3 rRNA genes are annotated in these 944 nt (G+C 53.9%); all 3 read left to right on the top strand.

Going from position 1 to position 944, the window contains the following annotated elements:
* A 16S ribosomal RNA gene (locus ACFPB1_RS27375) occupies window positions 1-119 on the top strand; the annotation flags it as partial.
* Between the two features lie 99 nt (window positions 120-218).
* Window positions 219-335: ribosomal RNA gene (gene rrf / locus ACFPB1_RS27380) — 5S ribosomal RNA — on the top strand.
* Window positions 336-643: 308 nt separating this feature from the next.
* Window positions 644-944 (top strand): 23S ribosomal RNA (locus ACFPB1_RS27385); the annotation flags it as partial.

Genomic DNA, 944 nt, shown 5'->3' on the forward strand with positions numbered 1-944 from the left:
ACACCCGAAGTCGGTGGGGTAACCCGCAAGGGGGCCAGCCGCCGAAGGTGGGGTAGATGATTGGGGTGAAGTCGTAACAAGGTAGCCGTATCGGAAGGTGCGGCTGGATCACCTCCTTTCTAAGGAATCCCGTTTCCCGAGCAGGAAACGAAAATGACAGGTATCGCTCATGTTCAGTTTTGAAGGAATAAATCCTTCTAACCGCATAAAGACATCCGTTTGGTGGCGATGGCGGAGGGGAACCACGCGTACCCATCCCGAACACGACCGTTAAGCCCTCCAGCGCCGATGGTACTTGGACCGCAGGGTCCTGGGAGAGTAGGACGTTGCCAAGCGGGTGCGATTAGCACCGAGTTTGATGGGTGTGTCTTTTCTTGAAGCGATTCGAGAAGAGTACTCGTCCAGAAAAACACTTTGCCCTTTGAAAACTGGATATGAACATTGCGAAACATCTCTTAGCTGAGATTAACAAGATGGAAAGCGAAGGTTTTGTCGGAAGGCGGCCTTTCGTACGGAGCGGAGGCTCCGGTAGTTCGAATGAGAACGACTTTTGTGCGAAGCACAACGGGAGCGCTCATCGAATCTGACGGGCAGAAGCGAAGGTGCGAACAGACGCAGGACCGACACATAAAACCGGAGCACTGGTTAAGCTACTAAGAGCGCACGGAGGATGCCTAGGCGCTAGGAGCCGAAGAAGGACGTGGCGAACGACGAAATGCCTCGGGGAGCCGTAAGCAGGCGTTGATCCGGGGATGTCCGAATGGGGAAACCCGGCTGGGGTAATGCCCAGTCACCTGTTACTGAATACATAGGTAACATGGAGGCACACCAGGGGAACTGAAACATCTAAGTACCCTGAGGAAGAGAAAACAATAGTGATTCCGTCAGTAGCGGCGAGCGAACGCGGATTAGCCCAAACCAAGGAGCTTGCTCCTTGGGGTTGT

This window comes from Paenibacillus sp. GCM10023250 (genome assembly GCF_042653205.1).
In the GTDB taxonomy this organism is placed as follows: Bacteria; Bacillota; Bacilli; order Paenibacillales; family Paenibacillaceae; genus Paenibacillus_Z.